General features: G+C 60.6%; 18 protein-coding genes and 1 pseudogene. 12 read left to right on the forward strand and 7 right to left on the reverse strand.

Annotation, left to right across the window (positions count from 1 at the left end; all coding sequences use genetic code 11):
- Nucleotides 1-52: 52 nt before the first annotated feature.
- Nucleotides 53-175, forward strand: a complete 123-nt coding sequence (locus NZ585_14340) for a hypothetical protein (protein MCS7081213.1) — start codon at nt 53-55, stop codon at nt 173-175.
- 196 nt (nt 176-371) lie between these two features.
- Here the strand turns inward: NZ585_14340 and NZ585_14345 are convergent, their stop codons facing one another.
- On the reverse strand, nt 372-1,652 hold the full coding sequence (locus NZ585_14345) for a putative DNA binding domain-containing protein (GenBank protein ID MCS7081214.1): 1,281 nt from the start codon (nt 1,650-1,652) through the stop codon (nt 372-374).
- A 211-nt stretch (nt 1,653-1,863) separates the two neighbouring features.
- Here NZ585_14345 and rpiB point away from each other — a divergent pair, with 211 nt between their 5' ends.
- From rpiB to uvrC, 3 genes are all read left to right on the forward strand, one after another.
- Nucleotides 1,864-2,316 carry a ribose 5-phosphate isomerase B gene (gene rpiB, locus NZ585_14350; GenBank protein MCS7081215.1) on the forward strand — a complete coding sequence of 151 codons (453 nt, stop codon included), beginning with the start codon at nt 1,864-1,866 and terminating at the stop codon, nt 2,314-2,316.
- Nucleotides 2,317-2,348: 32 nt separating this feature from the next.
- Complete coding sequence (locus NZ585_14355; GenBank protein MCS7081216.1) at nt 2,349-3,608, forward strand: serine hydroxymethyltransferase; 1,260 nt, start codon at nt 2,349-2,351, stop codon at nt 3,606-3,608.
- 124 nt (nt 3,609-3,732) lie between these two features.
- A complete protein-coding gene (uvrC, locus tag NZ585_14360; protein ID MCS7081217.1) occupies nt 3,733-5,586 on the forward strand; it encodes an excinuclease ABC subunit UvrC in 1,854 nt (617 codons plus the stop codon).
- A gap of 472 nt (nt 5,587-6,058) precedes the next feature.
- Here the strand turns inward: uvrC and NZ585_14365 are convergent.
- Nucleotides 6,059-6,148, reverse strand: a pseudogene (locus NZ585_14365) (type II secretion system GspH family protein).
- 385 nt (nt 6,149-6,533) lie between these two features.
- Between NZ585_14365 and NZ585_14370 the strand changes: the two are divergent.
- The 6 genes from NZ585_14370 to NZ585_14395 all read left to right on the forward strand — a co-directional run bounded on the left by NZ585_14370 (nt 6,534) and on the right by NZ585_14395 (nt 11,169).
- Nucleotides 6,534-7,355: a 3'(2'),5'-bisphosphate nucleotidase CysQ gene (locus NZ585_14370; protein ID MCS7081218.1), complete on the forward strand. Its 822-nt coding sequence runs from the start codon at nt 6,534-6,536 to the stop codon at nt 7,353-7,355.
- A 9-nt stretch (nt 7,356-7,364) separates the two neighbouring features.
- Nucleotides 7,365-8,183, forward strand: a complete 819-nt coding sequence (gene kdsA / locus NZ585_14375; GenBank protein ID MCS7081219.1) for a 3-deoxy-8-phosphooctulonate synthase — start codon at nt 7,365-7,367, stop codon at nt 8,181-8,183.
- Between the two features lie 131 nt (nt 8,184-8,314).
- Nucleotides 8,315-8,812: a 6,7-dimethyl-8-ribityllumazine synthase gene (gene ribH / locus NZ585_14380; GenBank protein MCS7081220.1), complete on the forward strand. Its 498-nt coding sequence runs from the start codon at nt 8,315-8,317 to the stop codon at nt 8,810-8,812.
- A 47-nt stretch (nt 8,813-8,859) separates the two neighbouring features.
- Complete coding sequence (gene nusB, locus NZ585_14385; GenBank protein ID MCS7081221.1) at nt 8,860-9,330, forward strand: transcription antitermination factor NusB; 471 nt, start codon at nt 8,860-8,862, stop codon at nt 9,328-9,330.
- An 84-nt stretch (nt 9,331-9,414) separates the two neighbouring features.
- Complete coding sequence (locus NZ585_14390) at nt 9,415-10,446, forward strand: hypothetical protein (protein MCS7081222.1); 1,032 nt, start codon at nt 9,415-9,417, stop codon at nt 10,444-10,446.
- Between the two features lie 24 nt (nt 10,447-10,470).
- The gene (locus tag NZ585_14395) at nt 10,471-11,169 is read left to right on the forward strand and encodes a YdcF family protein (GenBank protein ID MCS7081223.1); all 699 of its coding nucleotides are present in this window, start codon (nt 10,471-10,473) and stop codon (nt 11,167-11,169) included.
- On the opposite strand, the gene NZ585_14400 is transcribed toward NZ585_14395, so the two are convergent.
- Both NZ585_14400 and pyrE read right to left on the reverse strand, forming a co-directional pair.
- Nucleotides 11,144-12,484 carry a cytochrome P450 gene (locus tag NZ585_14400; GenBank protein ID MCS7081224.1) on the reverse strand — a complete coding sequence of 447 codons (1,341 nt, stop codon included), beginning with the start codon at nt 12,482-12,484 and terminating at the stop codon, nt 11,144-11,146. The two genes, NZ585_14395 and NZ585_14400, sit on opposite strands and share 26 nt — an antisense overlap.
- 75 nt (nt 12,485-12,559) lie before the next feature.
- Nucleotides 12,560-13,159, reverse strand: coding sequence for an orotate phosphoribosyltransferase (pyrE, locus tag NZ585_14405; GenBank protein MCS7081225.1), 600 nt, complete (start codon nt 13,157-13,159; stop codon nt 12,560-12,562).
- A 109-nt stretch (nt 13,160-13,268) separates the two neighbouring features.
- Between pyrE and hemW the strand changes: the two genes are divergently transcribed.
- Both hemW and NZ585_14415 read left to right on the forward strand, forming a co-directional pair.
- Entirely contained in the window at nt 13,269-14,474 is a 1,206-nt protein-coding gene (gene hemW, locus NZ585_14410; GenBank protein ID MCS7081226.1) for a radical SAM family heme chaperone HemW, read from the forward strand.
- Between the two features lie 131 nt (nt 14,475-14,605).
- Nucleotides 14,606-14,947 carry a hypothetical protein gene (locus NZ585_14415; protein MCS7081227.1) on the forward strand — a complete coding sequence of 114 codons (342 nt, stop codon included), beginning with the start codon at nt 14,606-14,608 and terminating at the stop codon, nt 14,945-14,947.
- A 436-nt stretch (nt 14,948-15,383) separates the two neighbouring features.
- Here the strand turns inward: NZ585_14415 and NZ585_14420 are convergent, their stop codons facing one another.
- The 3 genes from NZ585_14420 to NZ585_14430 form a co-directional block, all read right to left on the reverse strand.
- Nucleotides 15,384-17,735: a glycosyltransferase family 39 protein gene (locus NZ585_14420; GenBank protein ID MCS7081228.1), complete on the reverse strand. Its 2,352-nt coding sequence runs from the start codon at nt 17,733-17,735 to the stop codon at nt 15,384-15,386.
- A gap of 65 nt (nt 17,736-17,800) precedes the next feature.
- Nucleotides 17,801-19,192, reverse strand: a complete 1,392-nt coding sequence (gene sucB / locus NZ585_14425; GenBank protein ID MCS7081229.1) for a 2-oxoglutarate dehydrogenase, E2 component, dihydrolipoamide succinyltransferase — start codon at nt 19,190-19,192, stop codon at nt 17,801-17,803.
- 70 nt (nt 19,193-19,262) lie between these two features.
- The gene (locus NZ585_14430) at nt 19,263-20,240 is read right to left on the reverse strand and encodes an alpha-ketoacid dehydrogenase subunit beta (protein MCS7081230.1); all 978 of its coding nucleotides are present in this window, start codon (nt 20,238-20,240) and stop codon (nt 19,263-19,265) included.
- Nucleotides 20,241-20,327 lie beyond the last annotated feature (87 nt).

Below are 20,327 nucleotides of genomic sequence, written 5' to 3' on the forward strand. Positions count from 1 at the left end.
CGCCCGGCCGGGTTAGGTTGGGGTCGCGTGGTGGTGCGGAAAAGATACGGATGTGTTGTGGTTTTGTACAGTCGGGGCGTCGGGGACGGTGATGGGGAAGCCGGAACACAGCCTGCGCGCCAAGTCACGAATGGCGCGGAACGCCGACCGGCAGACTGGAGCAGTTTCCGCGTAGGTGGAGTGATACCCACTGTGAACGGTTTGGCGTGCGGCGGCGTTCCGCGCTAGACAAGTTCCAAGCCTGCCTTGTTCTGAAGAACCACCACGCCTTGCGGCGTGGCGCAGGACGTTGAGCCGCCACGCAGGAAAACGGCGTTGAGCCGCCGCATGCCAATGACGGGCTGACCCGCTACATTTCCCCGTAAGGTGCGCTAGGTGGCAGCCGGCAACTCGATGCGGAACTCGTGGGGTAAGACCGTCACTTTCGGCTCACAGCGGGCAAAACGCAGCGTCTCTCGGCGGATCATCGGCAGACCGCCGGCGTAGGTCGTCACACCGTAGGCAGGGTTCTTGAAGAAGCTCTTGATGCCGGGGTTGTTGGGATGGCTCACGCCATAGTCAACCGCGCCGCGCCAGATGTTCTTGCCGACGGCCGGGTTGATAATCTCCATCCGTCGGTCGTACAGCAGAATGCGCACGCCTTCCTGCCGAACGCCATAATCACGGTGTACGAGCGCGTTCGTGACAGCTTCCATCACGGCCGGCCGTGAGTACCAAGCGCGCGCGTCAGGGTCTCGTACACGGTCACGCCGCGCCGGCGGTGCGTCCTGCAAATCAGCATAGCGTGTCAAAAAACCCTCAATCCGCCAGTAAAGACTCGCCAGATTGCCAGTGAACGTTGCCTGCTCGACGACGGGCGCAGAGGCGTCGTGGCCGGCGAAACGGATCAGGGTAACGTGACTGCGCGGAAACGACCGCTCCATGGCGCGGCTTTGTCCAAACAACACCAGGCCGGCGACGGTCGGTGCGTAATCGTCCGCCGTCATCACGGCAAGCCGCATGTCGGCCAACACAACGGCGGTTGGAAATCCTTTCGGCAGCTTTGACTCATCCGGCACGATGGCGCGGAGGTAGCTCCACACGCCGGCGTCGTCAATGTCGTCAAAAGGTACGTCGTGCAACGGCACCTGCTCGTAGCGGGCGGCATTGTAGCGGTGAAACAGTTCCGCCACTTCTTGGCTGTCCGCTTCGCGCTTCGTTGAACCTACGCGGATGTAGTAACGGCCGTCGCGCGTGGCGTGGGGCGCGCGGCGGTCGTCCACTTCAAGCACGAGCACCCGCTTGCCGCTGTCGAAGGCGACTTTGTTGATGTAGGGATGTACTGGGGGTGACATCGCGGTGGCGCACAGTTCGCGCAGCTCTACTTCAACCCGCTCAGCGTCGTCCAGACCTTCAACACGGCAAGTGTCACTAACCCCAAACAAAATGGCACCGCCGCCGCTGTTGGCCATCGCCAGAATCTCCGCTGCGATGCGTTCTGGGTTGCTGTACCGCACCTTGAACTCTACTTCGCTGTCTTCCCCACCGCGCACCAAATCCAGAATCTCACGGCGGTCGAGCGTCCGCCCATCATCGTGCATCGTCATGTAGGCATGCAGCGAACGCTCCGTTTCGGGCGGCCATCCACGGCGGCGAATCTTTTTGCGGCTCATGACAGGACTCCCTGCGACGGACGCAACTGAACTTTGTTTGGATCGGCGGCATGCGCGCCTTCTATGGAAGGCTACACAGTAGGGCATACCGGCGCGCAAGGCAAAATAGTTCCCGCCAGAAAAGCGGGCGTGCTACACTGCCAGCTGTACGCCAACGTACACACAACGTCTGCCCTGCCGCAGCGGGCGGTCACACCGGAGTTGTTCTGCTATGAAAGTCGCTCTTGGCAGTGATCATGCCGGTTACGCCGGCAAGGAAGCCGCCAAACAGGTGCTGGAGCGGTTGGGCATCGCTTACGAGGATTTTGGAACCCGGAGCGCAACGGAGTCGGTGGATTATCCCGATTATGCTCAGGCGGTCGGCGAGGCCGTCGCCAAGGGGCAGGCCGACTGCGGCCTTCTGTTCTGCGGAACAGGCATTGGCGTCGGCATCGCCGCCAACAAAATCCCCGGCATCCGTGCAGCGGTGGTTCACGATGTTGAGACGGCCCGGCTTGCCCGCGAACACAACGACGCCAACGTAATGGCGATGGGCGTCCGCAACACCGACCCGAAAATCCTCCCCGCCGTCATCGAGACATTTCTGACGACGGCCTTTGCAGGCGGCCGTCATGCGCGGCGCATTGAAAAAATTACGGCGCTTGAAACGGCTGCGCGTTCTTGAGCCCCCCAATCCCGATCTCTGAAAGACACGCCATGTCCTTGAGCCTGAATCGTTCGTTGTTGGAAACCGATCCTGAGATTGCGCGCGCCATCGCAGACGAAACCAAACGTCTGGCGGACGGCCTCGAAATGATTGCTTCTGAAAACTACGCCAGCCGCGCCGTGATGGAAGCCGTCGGCTCGGTGATGACGAACAAGTACGCCGAAGGGTATCCGGGACGGCGCTACTACGGCGGCTGCGAATTTGTGGATGTCGCCGAGCGGCTGGCGATTGAGCGGGCTAAACGGCTTTTCGGCGCAGAGCATGTCAATGTCCAGCCGCATTCAGGCGCGCAGGCCAACATGGCGGTGTTTTTAGCCGTCCTCAAACCCGGCGACACGATTCTGGGGATGGATTTGGCGCACGGCGGACACCTGACCCATGGCCACCCGCTGAACATATCCGGTCTGTATTTCAACGTCGTCACCTACGGCGTCAACCGCGAAACCGAGCGGCTCGACTACGAGGAACTGGCGCAGCTGGCCGAAAAGCACCGCCCAAAACTGATTATCTGCGGCGCCAGCGCCTATCCGCGCCAGATTGACTTTGCCAAAATCGCTGATATTGGTCGCGCCGTCGGCGCGCGTGTCTTGGCGGATATGGCCCACATTGCCGGCCTCGTGGCGGCCGGCGAGCATCCCTCACCCGTCGGTTGCGTAGATTTTGTGACCACGACGACGCACAAGACGCTGCGCGGGCCGCGCGGGGGCATGGTGATGTGCCGCGCCGAAGACGCTAAGCTCATTGACCGCGCGGTGTTTCCAGGTGTGCAGGGCGGGCCGTTGATGCATGCCATTGCGGCTAAGGCAGTTTGCCTCCAAGAGGCGCTGGAGCCTAGCTTTGTCGAGTACCAGCGACAGGTGCGGAGAAACGCCGTCGCGCTTGGTGAAACGCTGGCTGCGGCCGGTTTCCGGCTTGTCACCGGCGGGACGGACAATCACCTTCTCCTTGTGGATGTCTTCTCGAAAGGCATCACCGGCAAGGCGGCGGAACAGGCGCTGGAGCGAGCCGGCATCACGGTCAACAAAAACACTATTCCCTTTGATACGAATCCGCCGCTGGTTGGAAGCGGGATTCGGCTGGGGACGCCGGCGCTGACTACGCGCGGCATGCGTGAACAGGACATGCGCTACGTCGGCGAACTGATCGTTGAAGTCTTGTCCGATATTGACAATACGAGTAAACAGGAAGCCGTCCGGCGAAAGGTGCGGGAACTAACCCGCGATTTTCCACTCTACGCCTCACACGGCTAGCGGTTTTTTCAGACAATGACGGCGGCGTGTTTTTCATCCGTCGGGGACTAGTCGGCCGCCGCGCGGCTTGACCGAGCGGCGGCTGATGCAGCCGCGACGTACGCCGCAAATGTTTCGCAGTGGCATGACCCTTGCAGAAAAGCTGTCTAGTTTGTCGACCGGCCCTGGCTGCTACCTGCACAAGGACGCGCATGGCACGGTCATTTATGTCGGCAAGGCGAAGAACCTTCGTGCGCGCGTCCGCAGCTACTTTCATCCCGGCCGCCGGCAGGACCCCAAAACACGGGAACTCGTTGCCCGTATCCACGACATTGAGTGCATCGTCACGGATACCGAAGTCGAGGCGTTAGTTCTCGAAAGCAACCTCATCAAGCAGTACAAACCGCGCTACAACGTCCTCCTCAAGGACGACAAGCAGTATCCGCACCTGAAGCTGACGCTCAACGAACCGTTTCCGCGCGTCATTAAGACGCGGCGCGTTCTCAACGACGGCGCGCTTTATCACGGCCCGTACCTGCCGGCCTCGCTGGCGCACCAAACGCTCAAGCTGGTCAATCAGATGTTCCAACTGCGGACGTGCGACATCGAGATTGACGGCAAACGGGAGCGGCCGTGCTTGGAGTACCACATCAAGCGCTGCTTAGGGCCATGCGTCCGTGAGCTGTGCAGTGAGGCGGAATACGCCGAAGCCGTTCGTGACGTACGGCTTTTCTTCGAGGGTAAGAACAAGGAACTTCTGGCCGAGCTTGAGGCGCGTATGCTGCGCGCCTCGGACGAACTGCGTTTTGAGCAGGCCGCCCGCTACCGCGACCAACTGCGACTCGTTGAGCGGTTGAGCGAAACCCAGAAGATGATGCTCAAGGATGCCGCCGACGTGGATATTTTCGGTTACCACCGGGAGGGCGCACGGCTGGCGCTGCAACTTTTCACGATGCGCGAGGGACGCATCATCGGACGGCGTGAGTTTTTTTGGGAAGACCTCCCGGACGATGAAACCTTTGACGCGCCAAGCTTTCTCGGAGAGGCGCTGACGCAGTACTACGCCCTGGGCAACTACGTGCCACACGAGGTGCATGCGCCGCATGACTTCGCCGACCGCGACGTACTGGAGGCGTTTTTATCAGAGCGGCGCGGTAGCAGGGTGCGTATCCTGACGCCGCAGCGTGGGCAAAAGCGTGAACTCATTGAGCTGGTTGAACGCAACGCGCGTGTCGCCTTTGATCAACGGTTTCGGACGCTCAAGCCAGACATGGCGCATATCTTGGAGGAGCTGGCCGACGTGCTGGAGTTGCCGCGTTTCCCGGCGCGTATTGAGTGCTTTGATATTTCGCATCTTCAAGGGGCGGAAGCCGTGGCGTCGCTGGTGGTGTTTGAAAACGGACGACCGGCAAAGGAAGCGTACCGGAAGTTTCGCATCAAGACGGCGACCGGCGGCGATGATTTTGCCTCCATGCGCGAAGTCATTGGACGACGCTACGCGCGGCTGCTGCGGGAAGCAAAACCATTGCCGGACCTGGTGCTTGTGGACGGTGGCAAGGGTCAACTTAGCGCCGCCGCAGAGGCCCTCCGTGCGCTTGACTTGGAGGCGTTACCCCTTGCCGCCATCGCCAAGCGTGAGGAAGTGATTTTCGTCAAAGGGCGGGAAAACGACCCAATTCGCTTGGAGCGGCGCTCGCCGGTCTTGCATCTGGTGCAGATGCTGCGGGACGAAGCGCACCGCTTCGCCGTGGCGTTTCACCGACAACGCCGCGCACAGCGGGACTTTGATTCCGAACTGCTGGCAATTCCGGGGATCGGGCCGAAGCTCAAGAACCGCCTTTTGCGCAACCTAGGCAGCCTCGACAACATCCGGCGGGCGAGCGTCGCCGAACTCACACCGTTTGTCGGTGAAACTCGCGCCCGCGCCATCCGACAACATTTCCACCCGGAGGAAGCGTGTGAGCGCCCTGACGGTCACACGCAAACCCAGCCCCACTGAAATTCAGAACGGGGAAGCGACGTTTTTGCTTCCCCGCTGAATCCCGACTAACAATCGGCGAATCTTAGTTGCCCAGCGGCGAGGACTGAGAGTCAGCCAACTGGTTCGAAGCGTCCGACGCACGGATCACGCCTGTTTCGTTGATGAAGAACGAACGGTTGCCCGTACGCGCAATACCCGTTGACTGGGACGGTTGGTTGCGCACCGAGTACAACGCAGCGGAGGTGGAGGACTTCGGCGTTGCACTGTACCCCGTTAGTGAAAACCCACTCTTCGGGGTCTGGGTGGCGTTTACGACGGTGTCATCAAGCATACCGACTTCGTTCGTACCCGAGCCACCCAACAGGGCAAGGGATGAGGCGAAGTTGCCGCGACCAATCCCAGATTCATACGTCGCATTGGCTGAGTGAATGTTGCGGAGGGTCTGCTGGGCAGAAGCGTCATTTGCGCTGCGACGGGCGGCAAGCAGGTTCGGAACCGCAATCGCCGCGATGATGCCGATAATGGCGACGACGATGAGCAGTTCGATCAGCGAAAAACCTTTTTGCTTCTTGAGGTTCATAGCGTTAGTCTCCTTGGCGGTGAAGTGGCTTCTTAGCCGGAAAAATGATGACCTTGTGTTGCAAGGCGCAAAAGACCTTGTGGCTAAGCGCCGTTAGGTACGGAACTTGAAGCACACAGGTCTGCCCATGAAGGGAGCAAACCTTGTGCCAAATCCAACCGCCTCCTACAAAACAGCCATTTTAGAGCACGCTTTACACGCCTGACACACCAACCATCTGGTTCTTTACACAGCCGCCACACAAAACTTTCAGCCGTGCATTATGCCTGCCGCCTCAGAACTGCGTCGCGTCTACCGCCGCTTCCAAAGTGACATTTTATGTCAACTGACCGATGCAGATTCTGTCACTATGACCTCAGGCATACTGTACAAATCTTAATTTCTTATGGATTCATTCAGCGCCGAAACCGAATTGGTGCGCCGCCTTGTCTGCGAGGCCGGACAACGCATCCTTGCTGACCGGCGGCAGGGTCTGCGCGTCAGCTACAAGGCAGACGGCGAGCCGGTAACGGAGACTGATCGCGCCGTCAACGCCTTTCTCGTCGCCGAACTACGCCGTCATTTTCCAAACGACCTTGTGGTTTCCGAAGAGAACGAAGACGATGACCCAGCGCGCCGGGCGACGGCACAGCGAGTGTGGTTCGTTGATCCGATTGATGGTACTAAGGAATTCTTGGCCGGAAATGATGAGTTTTCGGTCATGGTGGGCCTGTGCGTGGATGGAACGCCGACGTTGGGGGTTGTGTACCAACCGACCACTAAGAAGACCTGGTACGCGACGCCGCAGGGCGCTTGGCTGGAGGCGCTGGGAGAGCGCCGGCGGCTCACGGTCTCCAGTGTCGCTCACATTCCCGCTATGACGCTCGCCGTCAGTCGGTCGCACCGTAACCGTCGCTTGCAAACCGCCATTGAGCGACTAGGGATCCAAAACACGATAGTCTCTGGGAGCGGCGGCCTCAAAATCGGTCTCCTCGTTGAGCAGCGCGCCGACCTGTTCATCAGCACCTCACGACGCGCCAAGCTGTGGGACACCGCCGGGCCGGAAGCCATCCTTCGCGCCGCCGGCGGCGTTATGACCGACTTTCACGGCCGACCGCTCGACTATCGTCGTCCAGAGTTGCATCACTGCGCCGGGCTGATCGCCAGCAACGGCGTTCGACATGCCGCGATTGTCGCACAACTCCACGATGTGTTTCCCCCAGGTTAGTCAGGCGCTATGTCCGCAAAGCTCTTTTCTCCCGACCAACTGCAACAAAGCTTCTTCCTGATTGCCGGCCCCTGCGTCATCGAAAGCGAGACCCACGCATTGCGCCTAGCCGAAGCAATTGCTGCGCTGACGCGGCGACTCGGCATTCCTTACGTGTTCAAGGCGTCATATGACAAGGCCAACCGCACTTCGTATATGTCGTTTCGCGGACCCGGACTAGAGGAAGGGCTCCGCATTTTGCAACGGGTTCGTGAGGTACACGGCGTACCGGTGTTGACCGACATTCATGAAACTCATCAGGCGGCGCCGGTCGCTGAGGTGGTGGATGTCCTTCAAATTCCGGCTTTCCTCTGCCGGCAGACTGACTTGCTTCTTGCAGCCGCCGCCACCGGGCGCACCGTCAACGTCAAAAAGGGACAGTTTCTTGCGCCCTGGGACATGCGCCATGTCGTTGAAAAACTTCGTGCGGCTCAAGCCGTCGACATCTGGTTGACGGAGCGTGGAGCGTCGTTCGGCTATAACAACTTGGTCGTGGACATGCGCAGTTTTCCCATCCTACGTGAGTTCGGTTGCCCGGTTGTGTTTGATGTAACCCATAGCCTTCAGCGCCCCGGTGGGCGCGGCGCGTCTTCCGACGGCGACGCCGCCTTCATTCCACCGCTGGCTCGCGCCGGCGTCGCCTGCGGCGTGGACGGTCTGTTTATGGAAGTTCATGACGACCCGCCGCGCGCCCTCAGCGATGGCCCAAACGCTCTGCCGCTTGACCAACTTCCCCACCTGCTCCGCCAACTGATGGCGATTGACCGCGCTCGGCGAGAAACGCTGTAACAGCGAGAACGGTGACGACGCGAAGGCGACGTTTGCGCCGTGCTGGCGGCCATGGTAAATCACGGCGCTTTCCGGCTTTTGACGAACGCCGGCCGCCGGCTGTCGGCGCGAATCAAGAAGGTTTGTAGGCTATGGCTGAGACGGTGCGCGAAGTTCAGGGCAAGCTGATCGCCGAGGGGTTGCGGACGGCGTTTGTTGTCAGCCGATGGAATGATTTTGTTGTCAACCGCCTGCTGGCAGGAGCGCTGGACGCCTTTGAGCGTTTGGGCGGCCGGCTCAGTCAATGCGCCGTCGTCCGCGTTCCCGGCTCATTTGAAATCCCTTTGACCGTTAAAAAGCTGGCCATGACCGGCGATTGGGACGCGGTGGTCTGCCTTGGCGCGCTCATTCGGGGCGAGACGCCGCACTTTGACTACATCGCCGCCGAGGTCACGAAAGGCGTCGCTGCCGTTTCACTGGAAACCGGCGTCCCGGTTACGTTTGGCGTCATTACCGCCGATAGTCTTGAGCAAGCGATTGACCGCGCCGGGATGAAAGCCGGCAACAAAGGCGTGGAAGCTGTGATGGCGGCTATCGAACTGGTGAATCTTTACCGGTCCCTAGACGCCCGTCAGACAACCAGCACCTGACGCCCTCTTCCAACGCCGTCCCACAGGCGGAGGCTTTCCCTTGCCCTATGGGTTCACGACGACGCGCGCGGGAATGCGCGCTGCAAATGCTCTTCCAGTACGATCTTAGTCAGCCGTCACTAGCCGACCTCTTTGACAGCTACTGGAACGAACTGACAGAACTCAAAGAAGAGCACCGGGCGGAGGTGCCTGAGTTCGCCAACCGTATTGTAGCCGGCGTCATAGACCATCTTGCGACGATCGATCTGATCATCAGCCGGCATACCGAGCACTGGCGGATTTCCCGCATGGCGGTAGTAGATCGAAACATCCTGCGGATGGCGGTCTATGAGTTTCTATATGAGACAGAGACGCCCCGCGCCGTCGTCATCAATGAAGCGATTGAAATTGCGCGCCGCTTCAGCACCCCGGAAGCCACGCAGTTCATCAACGGTGTTCTCGACGCCGTCAAACGCGAACTAGACGAATCCGCTGCGCCAGTAGCCAGCGACCTTCCCCCGCCGTCGGCTTCACGTTGATTTCGATTTCGGCGTGGCCTACTTTCTCACCAGAAAACCAGATCTGCGCGTCTTTGCAGAAGCGCCCCGATGAGGTCGCACACTATGACAGGGATGAAGTTCCGCCGTTCCTGCGATCAATGCGGCGTAACGTTCTTTTCTACCGACCGCAAGGCGCGGTTTTGCCCGAAACATCAGCCACGCCGGGCCGCCCAGAACTCGAATAGCCGTACGCCGTTGCCGGCGGCGACGCCCAAGTTGGCGAAAGCTGTCGTGGGGGCACGTCCCCCAGTTGGCCTGCCCAGCGCTAAACGCCAGAAAGGCGTCGCGCGGCAGCGTCAGCCTCAGATTCGCACCCTGACTCCAGAAATACGGGCGCAGATTGCTTCCGCCTTCCAACAGATGCGGACAGTACCCGGTAGCACGATTCCACTCGATGTTAAGCATATGGAACGTCACCTGCGCCGGATTCACACCGCCATTTCACAACAACTGTGGGTCAGTCGCGCAGTCGTCTCACAAGTCATTCAGGAACTACGCCCAGCGCTGGAAGCTGCTTCTATTGACCTCACTCCGGAACAACGGGAACAAGCCATCGCCATGTACCGCCGGTTTATCGAAACCGGCGAACGGCCGGCGGGCGGTCGGCGGCGCTTTATCGCCCAGCAACTCGGCGTGAGCTTGGATTCCGTCGTGCTACTCATTCGGCACTGGGCGCAAGCGCAGTACGCTCAATCGCCCACCCCGAAGCCGACCCGGCAGCAACTTTTCCTGATTGAAAAAGCCTTCTACCGCCACCTGACCGAAGGCAACGAACCCTATGAAGATATCCCCGAAGCCATCGCGCAGGAACTTGGCTTCGTCACCCCATACCAGGTGCTGCGCTGGATTGACGTGCTTTACGACAACAGCAAATTCCCGCCGGATTTACCAGAAGTAACACCAGAACAACGCGCCGCCATTGTAGCGGAATATCTCGACTACCTGAGTCGTGAGACGCCGCCGGAAAACCCCCTCCACACCACTATCGCAGAGAAAATCGGCGGGTTGCTGCCCCGGCAGGTTCATAAAGTGCTGTATGAGTACCGCGTCGAACTACGCCGGCAATGCCTTGATCGGACGCTTGTCCCTGCCTAAACCAGGACCCACCAGCCATCACCGATGAAGCGCAAACCATCTTGGGTCTGGTGGCAGCGAGCGACGCTAGCCCTGGTGGTGTCGCCGCCGCTGCTGGTTGCGCTGACCAACGTCTGGGTGGTGGCGTCCACATGGGGACGGGTTTTCAAGCGCCCGGATCACATCCCGGCCAACAACGTCGGACTTGTTCTGGGGACGGCCAAGTATCTTGCAACCGGCGGGATCAACCCCCACTTTCAAAACCGCATCCGGGCGGCCGCCGACCTGTACCATGCCGGTAAAATCAAGCACTTGATCCTCAGTGGGTCCAACCAAACCCTCGCTTATGATGAACCAACGGAAATGCGCAAATCGTTGCGCCACTTAGGCGTGCCGGACGGCGCCATGACGGCCGATTACGCCGGCCGCCGGACGCTGGACTCGGTGGTGCGCGCACGCGACATTTTCGGCCAAACCCGCTTTACCGTCATCTCCGACGAGTTTCACGTCTATCGGGCGCTGTTTCTCTGCGACCGGTTTGGCGTCACAGCTGTCGCCTACGGCGCGCCTGACCCGCCGTGGTCGGTTTCGGCGCGAACGCGGCTGCGGGAGTACGCCGCGCGTTGCAAAGCCGTGCTGGATGTGTACATCTTGGGAACGCAACCGCGCTTTCGCGGCGAACCAATCGCCTTGCCTGTGACTTCCGAGGCGACGACCGCTACCGCGCCCGCCGTTCTAAAATAACTTGGACGCCGTATTTTGGGCGCAGGGTGAACATCGTATCGAATTCGATGGGATGGCCCGGCGCAAGGCGCACCCGATACCGCTGCGCCAGCATCGCCAGCACCAATGTGGCTTCCATAAGGGCGAACTGACCACCGATGCACACCCGTTGCCCACCGCCGAAGGGAAAGTAGGCGAACATTGGACGTGCAGCGGCGCGCTCCGGTGTGAATCGCTCCGGGTCAAAGCGTTCCGGCTCGTCCCAAAAATCCGGGTGACGGTGCGTTAGGAACTGATTGAGCGCCACCAGCGTCCGCCCCGGAATGTGGTAACCGCCGATTTCATCGTCATTGATAGCCTCGCGCGGGAGTCCCCAAGCTGGCGGATACAACCGCATTGTTTCTTCGATGACCATCCGCGTGTACGGCAACCGCTTCAGGTCATCGGCCGTTGGCGACGCGCCGCGCAGCACGGAAGAAACTTCGTCGTACAGCCGTTCGGCAACCACCGGTTCCTGCGTGAGGACATACACCGCCCACGTCAGCGTGATGGCGGTAGTTTCGTGACCAGCCAACAGCAGCGTGATGACTTCATCTCGGAGCTGCAGGTTGCTCATCGCCGCGCCGGTTTCTTCGTCGCGCGCCGCCATCAGCATCGCCAGCAAGTCCGGCGGCGGGTTGAGCGTTTTGCGGCGTGTCTCAATGATGCGGTACACCACAGCGTCTAACCGTCGCCGCGCTGCCTTGAACCGTAGGTTGGCGGGCGTCGGTACCCACAGCGGGACAGGCAAAGTCGGGCGCATCTTGAAGCCGACAAAGTTAAACGCCAACCGCAAGTTGCGCCCGAAGGCGTCCGCTTCCGCACCAACCGGCGTCGAAAACAGGGTCAAACCGGCGATGCTCAGCGTCAGAGCGGCCATATCCTGCGCAATGTCGAATGGGCGTCCTTCGGCGGCGCGCGCATCCCAGCGCGGCAGGAACTTCTCGGTTTCGCCGACCATCGTTGCAGCGAACCCGACCAGCGCCTGCCGGTGAAACGCCGGCTGCATGAGCTTGCGCTGCCGACGCCAGAAGTCGCCGTCGCTCGTCAGCAGCCCGTTGCCGGTAATCAGGCCGATGGGGCCGTCGAAAACCTTCCCCTTGCGGTAGTTGTGCTGATTGCGCAGAAGCACGTGCTCGACGTAGGACGGATGCAAAACCAAATGCCAGTACATGCCCGGCAGGCCGCGAAACCGGATGATGTCGCCCAGTTCGCGGAACATGCGCGCATAGAAGTTCAGCAAGTCAGAGCGTACGGGCAGAAAACTTCCGAACAGCCAGTGCTGATTCTTGGGCATCGGCGCAAGGCGCTTTCCCGACAACGTTGACAGAGTGGCTTCCATACGCGAGAGAAATCGCCGTTTGTGCGCAAGCTAAGAAGGCGCTTCCGAAGACTTGAGGGCGCGGCTACCAGGCTTGACGAGGGGGACGTCACCCTGGCACAGCGGGCAATCGTTGGGATGATAGGTGGGAATGGTCAACGCCATCAATGCCGCAAAGGGCACGCCGAAATCCGCCCGCCCGCCGCTGCGGTCAATGATTGCGCCGACAGCCGACACCCGCGCTCCAGCTCGGACAACGACCGCCATTGTCTCGCGCGTTGAGCCGCCCGTTGTTACGACATCCTCCACGACCACGGCGTTTTCCCCGTCGGCGAGTTCAAAACCACGCCGCAGGGTCATCACACCCTGCTCGCGTTCGGCAAACAGGCACCGGACGCCTAACGCCCGCGCGACTTCGTGGGCAATGATGATGCCGCCCAGCGCGGGCGCTACCACAACCTCCGGCGTTGCGCCAAGTCGCCCGAAACGCTCCGCCAGCGCCGCCCCCACCTGCCCGGCGATGGTTGGGAACTGTAACAGCCGCGCACATTGGACATACTGTGGACTGTGCAAGCCGGAACTAAGCAGGAAGTGGCCGGACAACAATGCCCCAGTTTCCTGCAGCAGGTGATAAACATCAAACGCTTCCATCATGCGCGCTTCGCGGTTGATAGCCGACCGGTGCGGCGGACCTGCAGACGCCGGAGGGCTTTGCCTTTCTACACCAAGGCTTTCACACTTTGTACAACCGTATCGCTTTGTGCTGTCGCTGTCTATGGACGCCGCCTCATCTTCGTCGCCGCACGCCGATTCACTCGCGCTGCTGGGCGTGTACCTCCATTTCCCGTTCTGTACAACGAAGTGTACATACTGCGCCTTCGTGACGCGCGGCTATGACGCCGAACTCGCGGAACGCTATGTGGCGGCGTTGGAAACGGAATTACAGCGCTTTTCGGACGCTTGTGCGGCTGTTCCGCTGGCCTTTACAACCCGTCGCGCCGACACGCTTTACTTCGGCGGCGGGACGCCCTCCCGCCTGACGCCGCGCCAACTGGAACGCCTTCTCACTGCGTGCCGCACCGTTTTTGATTTCACCCCCGACGTTGAAGTGACGGTGGAAGTCAACCCCGGCGACGCTACCCCGGAGCGACTGGAAGCCTACCGTGCGCTCGGCGTCAACCGGCTCAGCCTTGGCGTCCAGTCGTTTTTTGATTCGGACTTGGCGCTGACCGGACGTGACCACGACGCGCAGGACGCCAAACGCGCTTTCCGAGCGGCGCGGCAGGCCGGTTTCGACAACATCAACCTCGACCTAATCGCCGGCCTTCCTGGCCAAACGCTGGAAGCGTGGCGCACTAACCTGGTTGAAGCTTTGGCGCTCGCGCCGGAGCATCTGTCACTGTATTTGCTGGAAGTTAAAGAGCAGACGACGCTTGCCCGCCAACTCGCCGCCGGTCGGTTGCCCGCGCTTGATGATGATTTGACCGCCGAGATGTACCTGACGACGCTTGACCTCCTGACGCAGGCGCACTTTGAAGCGTATGAAATCTCCAACTTCGCCCGTCCGGGTCACCGCGCGCGGCACAACCTGAAGTACTGGACGGACAGTCCCTACGCCGCTTTCGGCGTCGGGGCGCACGGCTACGACGGCGTCGAGCGGTACTGGAACAGCGACCGCTTGGAAGATTACTTCGCACAGGTTGAACGGCGTGGGTGGGCGACAGCAGGGCGCACCCAACGGACGTTGCACGAACGGTGGCACGAGGCGTTGATGCTGGGGCTGCGTCTTGCGGAAGGTGTGTCGCCAGATGCTCTGTGGAGGCGCTACGGCATTGACCTCAGCGCCTACGCCGCCGCCGTGTCTGAGCTTCAGGCGGCTGGCTTGCTCGAAGTCACGTCCGACCGCTGGCGACTGACGCCGCGTGGGCGGCTGCTTTCAAACGAAGTTTTCCTAGCGTTTTGCTGATAGATGAACGACATTCACGGTAGCGCCACTCGACGAAGCGCCGTCCGGTGCGCTCCGGTCGTCAGATGGTTTCGTCTTCGCCAGTCCCCCGTGTTGGTGGTATCTCTTTGTTCTTTTCGAAGGACCTGGCCATGACGCAAAGAGTCAATGTGTTGTGCGTCCGCACGGCCGATGGGCGCGTTGCGCCGCTCGCCGGTCAGCAACTTGACATTCGCCAGATTTTTGATAATGCGCTGCCCATTTTTGAACGCGAAGAAGCTAGTATGTCGTTTCTAGCGCGGTATGTGCCGCCGAGTTCGGATGAGTTTTTTGTGACCCGTTATGAAGCGATTGGCGATGTCCGGCAGTTCGCCCAGCGCCACAACCTCAAGCTCTGGCTTGATCCACAGTGCGATCTTGAAGGCAATCTCATTCCTGAATCCGGCATCAAAGGCGACCCGGAGCGCATCGCCAACATTGTTTTGAAACGGTAGGTAGAAAGAAAACCTCTTGCCGCCGCTTCCGAGTATTTGGGGAATGCTACCCGGTTGTTGGCTTGCTCTGCCCGCTACGGGAGGGCCTCCTATGTCGCCTGCTTGCGCGCGCCGTCTGGACTGACATACCGCGCCGCGTCTCGCCACACCAACGAGCGGGCAGACTCGCTTCATCTTCGGAAAGCGCATTTGAGACCTCAGCGACTTGGAAAGCTGGCGGCATGCCACAAGGATTTCGGAGGGGTTGTCTCGTTCGTATGCTCTCCTAGCTCGTTGTTCCAGTAGCCCTTATGGCGGCAAGTACCCCCAGCGAATTGCTAGTCCCCACGCAACCGAGAGACATAACCCCACCAACGACAACCCGATCATAAACAGCACCCAGTAAGAGGTTGGCTGACGAGCAGGCATACTGTGCCGACAGCTTGGCGCAGTCATGTTACGGATGAGCGCCTATTTCCCGAACTTCGACTCGACCGAGGTACATTGCCGAAGCCGCCGGTTGATTCCGACGGTTGCCGATCGCAAGTTCAGCGTCGCCGCGCTCATTCGTTACAAAGACAATATCTATCAGCACGTAATTTCGGCTCTCATCAAGCGCGACCGGCTCATTGAGCCAGAGTCCGGTTCGATCACGTACGCCGACGACCGCTCCGCCCTGCGTGACGCGCACTGCCGTTTGTAGGCGGTACATCACGTTTGGCTTCAAGGGCGGCAACGGCAGGCGCAGCCGCGTCGTGTAGTTCGATACGTCGGTGACAATCCGCAAGGCAAGCTGGTTGCTGTCCCGTTGCACCTCCGGCGGCCGCAGGTCTGAGCGCGGCTGTTCCTTGGCTAACCGCTCCAATTCGGGCGGCTCGGCGACCCATACCAGCGTCGCTTCCTGACGCTGTTGCTCACTGTAATAACCGCGCCGGGCGTAGCCGTTTTTGCTCCCCATAAAGTAGTACCGCGCCGGCGGTGACTTCTCACTGCCGGCCGACGCCAACCGATACACACGCATCGTCCCGTAGAGCGTCCCTGACAACTCAGCTGTCAGCGGCCACTCATGGCGGGACGTGACTTCGCGCAGCGGCTGGGACTCCGGCGTATCGTCTACAATGATGACGACCTGTTCCGCTCCGCCGGCGGCGAGCGCTAGAAAGTTCTCATCGTCCAACGGTGTGACGTACCGTGTCCCACGTGGGAAAGCAAACCGATGAACATCACTGCCGACAACGGTCGCGCCGGGCGGGACGACCTGGCGCAGCACCAACGCTAGGTCGGCGTAAGGCGCAGGGGTGAAGGTGCGCGTCCAACGGTGAAAACGCCAGACGGCGCGTACGCCGGACCCCAGCGTTGCGCCAGTCAGCAACAACATCGCCAAACCAATCGCCAGCCCGCGTAAGACGCGCGGGACGGTGCGTCGCCGCTGGTCGGCCGCCCACCGGAGCGTATCCACAGCGAATACCCCGACGCACAGCGCAAACCACGTCGCCGGCAGCGGCAGCGACGCCGGCGACTTGTAGCTGTCCAACAACGCCAGACTCACCACGCAGGCCAACGTCACCACCAGCAAGCCGGTGCGTGGAATGCGCCAGTCCGGGTGCGACGGCGCACCCAGCGCCTGAAGCCAGTGCGTGATTGGTCTGGTATCCTTTTCGATCTCCTGAAGAATGATGGAAAGTCGGCGCAGCAGTCCGCCGCGCTCAAACATCCAGCTTTCCAGCGTCCCAATCTTTGGCAGCTTGACCTCGCCGCTGACATACAGTTCCTGTAGTTCGGCCGGAGCAGGCATGCCGCCGAACCGCCGCCGCAGTTCGCGGACGAACTGCCAGTGCGACACCATGTGAGCAACAGTGCGAACCGTACGGGCAAGCAGGTACACTAGCGCACCAAGCGTCATCCACTGAAAGAGCCGCGCACTGAGGCTGTCCGGTGTTGGAATTAGCAGTAGGCCGCCAGACCAGTTCGCATATCGGCTGGTTTCATTCAAAAAATTCTCCCATATCCCCGTTGTCGGACGCCCGTACAGCACCGCCGCCGCCAGATCAGTTTGGCGTTGGTAAGCCGTCCAATGCGTACCCACCCAAGCTGCGTACGGCAGCAGCCCTAGTCCGACGCCGACAAGGTAAATGCGCCAAGAGACGCTTCCCAGCACATCGCCGCGCTGGATAACAGCCCAACCGAATGCACAGGGAAAGACGCTCCAGCCAACCGGGTCAAACCATCCGGCGGCCAGTGACAACCCGCCGCTCAATAGTCCCCACAACCACTTGCGCCCAACGCGGTCGGTAGCCTGCGCGCGGAGAAAAAAATAAAAGCCCAACAGCGCACAGGCGACCGCGCCAGTTTCCGGGCGTAACGTCCGCAAGGTGTTGAAAAAGCAGGGATCACCGGCCAGACAGGCGACGGCGAGGAGGCCGGCCGCACGACTGTGCAGTTTGCGCCCAATGAAGTACACAGCGACCAGCGTCGTCAGCGCCAGCAGAACCCCATAGACACGCGCCGGCGCAACCCCTTCGCCAAAGGCGGTCATCGCCGCCCACAATGTCCACTCAAGCGCCGGGCGCGTCAGGGTTAGTCCACCCGTTAGCGCTTGGTGGACGAGAAAGCCTTCGGTCGCCGTCGGCGCGGGAATCGCCCCGATGCGCCGCGTCACAAAAAAGGCAAACAACGCAGCCAGTCCGGCCAGTAAGAACCCCGCCCAGCCGTCCGCCCGCCGGGCCTCGTCCGTCCAGGCGGGCGTGACGTTGGACGACAGTCGCATAGTGTCGCTCTTTGCAGCGACTTTGGCCGAACTGTCCGTCATGCGTCGTTTGCTTGGCTTTGCTGCGCAGCAGCGAGCCGTAGCCGTTCGCTGCGCAGCCGGGAAAGCTACTTCAGCTCCGTCGCCTGAAAGGTTTCCAGAGTGCGCTTGAGCTGAGACATGAACTGGTCGGCGACCGCGCCGTCAATGAGACGGTGATCGAAGGTCAGCGATAGATACGACATGTGGCGAACGGCAATAGCGTCATCATCCGTTACAACCGGACGCTTGACAATAGCGCCGACGCCCAAGATTGCCACTTGGGGCTGGTTGATGATGGGCGTTCCAATGAGACTGCCAAAGCTGCCGTAGTTCGTAATCGTAAACGTCCCGCCGGTCACTTCATCAGGTTTGAGCTGCTTAGCGCGCGCGCGGCTGGCGAGGTCAGCGATGCTACGCGCTAAACCAATGAGGTTTTTTTCTTCAGCATGCCGGATGACCGGGACAATTAACCCCCAGTCCAGCGCCACGGCGATGCCGATATGGTAGTGCTTCTTGTAGATGATGTTGTCGCCGTCAATGGAGGCGTTCAGCGCCGGCCAAGCGCGCAAAGTATCCACGACGCTTTTGACAATGAACGGCAGGAACGTGAGTTTTGCGCCATATTGCGCTTCAAAGTCGCGTTTGTTCCGCTCACGCAGCCGGTGAATGTGCGTCATGTCCACTTCAAAGACGGACGTGACATGCGGCGACGTATGCTTGCTGAGCACCATCCGTTCGGCGATTTTCTTGCGCATCGCCGTCATTGGTACAACTTCCACGTCGTCGCTAGTCAGGGTCGCCGCACCGCCGACTTCCACCGGCACAGACGTAGCAATTGGCGGCGTCGGCGCAATGATAGGCGCAACCGGCGCTGGTGCGCTGACCGGCGTGGTTGAGGCAACGGGCGCGACGGCTGGCGCAGACGGTGCAGCGGCGGCCTGACGCTGCTCAAGGAACGCCAGCAAGTCGTGCTTGGTGATGCGCCCGCCGATGCCCGTACCGCGAATCTGACGCAAATCCACGCCATGTTCGCGCGCCATCCGCCGAACTAGCGGGGACGAACGGATGCCGAAGGCGTCTGGCGGTTCAGTGGCGTCTCCTACATCAGCTTCATCAATCCGCGTTGCAGGGGTGGTGACGCCATCGGACGGCATAGCCGCAGCGGCCTGAGCGGCAGCCTCAGCCGGCGGCGCCGGCGCGGGTGAGGGCGGCGGGGCGGCCTCCGGCGCAGACGCCGGAACTTCGTCGCCGATGTAGGCGACGACCGTGTTGACAGGAACGGTCTGGTTTTCGCCAACCAAGATTTCAAGCAGGAAGCCGGCTTGCGGCGCTGGAATTTCGGCGTCCACTTTATCGGTCGAGATCTCAAAAATCGGTTCGTCGCGTTCAACGCGATCCCCGACCTTCTTTAGCCACTTGATGATCGTGCCTTCCGTAATGGATTCGCCCATCTGGGGCATGACGACTTCATAACGCATAGTGAAAGTCCTTTGCAGAGATAACGTGCCGAGCGACGCTTCAGCATAAAGCGGTTCGGCTGGGTTCGGTTCAATACTCTACCAGTTTGCGCACCGCCGCCATGACTTTCTCAGCGTTTGGCAGGAAGAAATCTTCCAGCGGCGGGCTGTAGGGCGTCGGCGTATCAATTGAAGCAATGCGCACGATAGGGCCATCTAAATGCTCAAAGAGTTCTTCGGCGATGAAGGCCGCGAACTCGCCGCCAATGCCCCCCGTCAGGGTCGCTTCGTGCAGGATAATGACCTTGTTGGTTTTGCACACCGTTCGGGCAATGGCTTCCTTGTCGTACGGGAGTAGTGACCGCATATCCAGCACTTCCACCTGAATGTCGTCTTCGCGGGCGAGCGTTTCCGCCGCCTCCAGCGCAACGTGAACCATTGCGCCGAACGTGATGATGGAAACATCCGTCCCTAAGCGCCGCAGCGCCGCTCGTCCAATCGGTACGATATAGTCAGTTTCAGGCAGGTCTTCTTTGACGCGGCGGTAGAGGTATTTGTGCTCGAAGTAGAGCACTGGGTCGTCGTCGCGGATGGCGGCTTTAAGCAGCCCTTTGGCGTCATAGGGCGTCGCCGGCTCAACCATTTTCAAACCTGGCGTATTCATGAAGAACGCCTCTGGGTTGCGCGAGTGAAACGGCCCGCCGCGTACGCCGGCGCCGCACGGCCCCCGAACAACAATCGGGACAGCCAAGCCCTGCCGGTAGCGGCTCGTCGCGGCGTAGTTCGTCAGCATATCGAAGGCGCACGAAATGAAGTCAATAAACTGCATTTCGGCGACCGGACGCAGCCCCATGTGCGCCGCGCCGCAGGCAGCGCCGACGATGGCGGCTTCCGAAATCGGCGTGTCAATGACGCGCTCCGGGCCGAATTCTTCCAGTAGTCCGGCCGTCACCTTGAACGCGCCGCCGTACACACCAATGTCTTCACCCAAGCAAAATACATTCGGATCACGGCGCATTTCTTCAAACAGCGCCTGCCGAATGGCCTCAAGATAGGTCGTGAGCGCCATAGCGTCTGGTTGTGAATGGTTGGTCGGGCGCACATTCGCACGCGGCGGACGCAACGGCAGGGACGTTCAAAACATCGCTCTGTCAAG

It is taken from the genome of Chloracidobacterium sp., assembly GCA_025057975.1.
GTDB lineage: Bacteria > Acidobacteriota > Blastocatellia > Chloracidobacteriales > Chloracidobacteriaceae > Chloracidobacterium.

Coding starts and splice junctions, on each gene's coding strand:
- NZ585_14345 (MCS7081214.1), bottom strand. CDS start 1,652: ATGAGCCGCAAAAAGATTCGCCGCCGTGGATGGCCGCCCGAAACGGAG.
- rpiB (MCS7081215.1), top strand. CDS start 1,864: ATGAAAGTCGCTCTTGGCAGTGATCATGCCGGTTACGCCGGCAAGGAA.
- NZ585_14355 (MCS7081216.1), top strand. CDS start 2,349: ATGTCCTTGAGCCTGAATCGTTCGTTGTTGGAAACCGATCCTGAGATT.
- uvrC (MCS7081217.1), top strand. CDS start 3,733: ATGACCCTTGCAGAAAAGCTGTCTAGTTTGTCGACCGGCCCTGGCTGC.
- NZ585_14370 (MCS7081218.1), top strand. CDS start 6,534: ATGGATTCATTCAGCGCCGAAACCGAATTGGTGCGCCGCCTTGTCTGC.
- kdsA (MCS7081219.1), top strand. CDS start 7,365: ATGTCCGCAAAGCTCTTTTCTCCCGACCAACTGCAACAAAGCTTCTTC.
- ribH (MCS7081220.1), top strand. CDS start 8,315: ATGGCTGAGACGGTGCGCGAAGTTCAGGGCAAGCTGATCGCCGAGGGG.
- nusB (MCS7081221.1), top strand. CDS start 8,860: ATGGGTTCACGACGACGCGCGCGGGAATGCGCGCTGCAAATGCTCTTC.
- NZ585_14390 (MCS7081222.1), top strand. CDS start 9,415: ATGACAGGGATGAAGTTCCGCCGTTCCTGCGATCAATGCGGCGTAACG.
- NZ585_14395 (MCS7081223.1), top strand. CDS start 10,471: ATGAAGCGCAAACCATCTTGGGTCTGGTGGCAGCGAGCGACGCTAGCC.
- NZ585_14400 (MCS7081224.1), bottom strand. CDS start 12,484: ATGCCCAAGAATCAGCACTGGCTGTTCGGAAGTTTTCTGCCCGTACGC.
- pyrE (MCS7081225.1), bottom strand. CDS start 13,159: ATGGAAGCGTTTGATGTTTATCACCTGCTGCAGGAAACTGGGGCATTG.
- NZ585_14415 (MCS7081227.1), top strand. CDS start 14,606: ATGACGCAAAGAGTCAATGTGTTGTGCGTCCGCACGGCCGATGGGCGC.
- NZ585_14420 (MCS7081228.1), bottom strand. CDS start 17,735: ATGACGGACAGTTCGGCCAAAGTCGCTGCAAAGAGCGACACTATGCGA.
- sucB (MCS7081229.1), bottom strand. CDS start 19,192: ATGCGTTATGAAGTCGTCATGCCCCAGATGGGCGAATCCATTACGGAA.
- NZ585_14430 (MCS7081230.1), bottom strand. CDS start 20,240: ATGGCGCTCACGACCTATCTTGAGGCCATTCGGCAGGCGCTGTTTGAA.